2 protein-coding genes and 1 pseudogene are annotated in these 2,190 nt (G+C 62.5%); 1 reads left to right on the forward strand and 2 read right to left on the reverse strand.

What is annotated here, in order from left to right:
- Positions 1-656, reverse strand: a 656-nt coding sequence (gene tnpC, locus AKL29_RS45490; RefSeq protein ID WP_244482381.1) for an IS66 family transposase, incomplete at its 3' end; no start/stop codon positions are given.
- Between the two features lie 25 nt (positions 657-681).
- On the opposite strand from tnpC, the gene AKL29_RS45495 reads away from it, so the two are divergent.
- Positions 682-828: a hypothetical protein gene (locus AKL29_RS45495; protein ID WP_244482383.1), complete on the forward strand. Its 147-nt coding sequence runs from the start codon at positions 682-684 to the stop codon at positions 826-828.
- Positions 829-912: 84 nt separating this feature from the next.
- On the opposite strand, the pseudogene AKL29_RS24855 reads toward AKL29_RS45495, so the two are convergent.
- Positions 913-1,944, reverse strand: a pseudogene (locus AKL29_RS24855) (IS630 family transposase).
- Positions 1,945-2,190: the final 246 nt, after the last annotated feature.

Genomic DNA, 2,190 nt, shown 5'->3' on the forward strand with positions numbered 1-2,190 from the left:
TACGCGAGCGTGCCGGACAGTGCGTCCGCACCCGTCTCTCGGGTCATGGTCTTGTAAGCCTCATAGCCATCGCAATGGATGATGCCGCGGTAGCCCTCAAGCAGGCTCAAGCCATGGAGGGCCCCACGGCCCGGTGCATAGGCGTAGACCACGCCCGGTGGGTCAGGTCCGGCCCAAGGCCTGTCATCGCGCGAGAGTGCCCAGAAGTAGCCGGTTTTGGTCCTGCTGCGCCCCGGATCCAACACCGGCGCCGGGGTCTCATCGACGGAAAGCTTCGCGGAGGCGAGCAAAATCTCGCGCAGACGGCGCCACAAGGGCTTCAATTCCTGGGCGGCATAGCCGACCCAGAAGGCGAGTGTGGAACGGTCGATGGCGATACCGTGCGTCGCCAGCATCTGCGCCTGGCGGTAAAGCGGCAAATGCCAATGATACTTGGCATCAATCACATGCGCGACCGGCCGCAATCCACCCCTGATCAGTCGCTCCGGCGCAGCGTGCTTGAGGACGACACCATGACAGGCGCGGCAGGCCAGTCTGGGCCGGCGGGTGACGATCACCCGGTACTGCACCGGAACGACGTCGAGCCTTTGGCTCTCATCGCGGCCAATCTCAACGAGATCGCCTTTGCAGGACGGGCAGCAGGTTGCAGTCGGCATCAGCGTTTCGACGATGCATGGCAAAATGCTCCGGCAGCTGACCACGATTGGCCCTGCGCTCGGCAGCTCTCTCCTCGCGTGTTTTGGGATCGACGCGATCATCGGTTGCTTCGAGAGCGGCGACGGCCTGATCGATATCCTCCAGAACAAGCTGGAGCTGATCAGCGTCTAGTGTCCTGAACCAGAAGTTCGCAACATCGGGTGGTGTTTTGCCGGGGCATTGTAACGGCAGAAGCGCTCGATGGAAGCAAGGATGTCATTCATCGGCGGATTTGGTCCATCGGAACGGTTTGGGATCGGCGTTGTGTCGTTCGATGAACGAGGCGATGTCGGCCCTGAGGGCGGCCACGCTGCGATAGACGCCGCGCCGGATCTTCTTATCGGTGAGGAGTGCGAAGAAGCGCTCGACCTGGTTGAGCCATGACGAACTGGTCGGGGTCAGGTGCACGTGCCAACGCGGCCTTTTGGCCAGCCATCTGCGGATCATTGGGGTCTTGTGCGTGACGTAATTGTCCATGACGAGATGGACGTCGAGTTTGCGCGGTACGGCAGCTTCGATCTCGTCAAGGAACTTGCGGAACTCGGCGGTGCGGTGGCGCCCGTAGCACTTGCCAATGACCCGTCCGGTCGCAATATCGAGGGGCGGCGAACAGCAATGTGGTGCCATGCCTTTTGTAGTCATGGCTCCTTCGGGCCGCCTGGCCGGGACGCATCGGCAGCATCGGCTGGCTGCGGTCCAGCGCCTGGATTTGGGACTTCTCATCCACGCACAGAACGATGGCGTGCTCCGGCGGTGAGACGTAGAGGCCCACGAACATCGCGCACTTTGGCCACGAAGTTCGGATCGGTCGAGAGCTTGAACGTCTCCATCCGGTGCGGCTGGAGCCCGAAGGCTCGCCAGATGCATTGGACCGTCGACACCGATAGGCCACTGGTCTTCGCCATGTCGCGGGAGCTCCAATGAGAGGCGTTCTCAGGGCAGCTCGCCAACGTTCTCACGATCACGGCCTCGATGCGGGCATCGTCAATCGTGCGCGGCGCGCCGGAGCGCGGCTCGTCGTGCAGCCCGGCCACGCGCTACTCCATAAAACGCCGCCGCCACTTGCCTACGGTCTGCCGGTCCCCAGCCTGGCCGCCACTTCCGTGTTCTGACCACCTTCCGCACAGGTCAGCACGATCCGGGCCGTCAGCGACAGGCCTGTGCCGTCTTCCGCTGCATCGTCAGCGACGTCAGTTCGCCGCGCTCGTCGTCGCTCAATATCAGGGGGGCAAGTTGCTGGACCGCCATTGGAGACTCCGTCGCTGTTTGCCTCCATCATTGGCACAGCGACGCGAATCTACTGCGAATCTACGATTGCGAACTTGTGACTCAGGACACTAGCTTCTCCGACGATCGACCGAACTGCGCGTCTTTTGCAAGCTTGAGCAACCGCTCTAGCCTGGCGCAGCGCTCCAGCAGAGCCGCGGCAAAGGCACGCAACTCGGCCGGGTCGCTCGGCAGCTGATCAGGCAAATCACTCATTGGTCCGAGTCT

This window comes from Bradyrhizobium pachyrhizi, from assembly GCF_001189245.1.
Classification (GTDB): domain Bacteria; phylum Pseudomonadota; class Alphaproteobacteria; order Rhizobiales; family Xanthobacteraceae; genus Bradyrhizobium; species Bradyrhizobium pachyrhizi.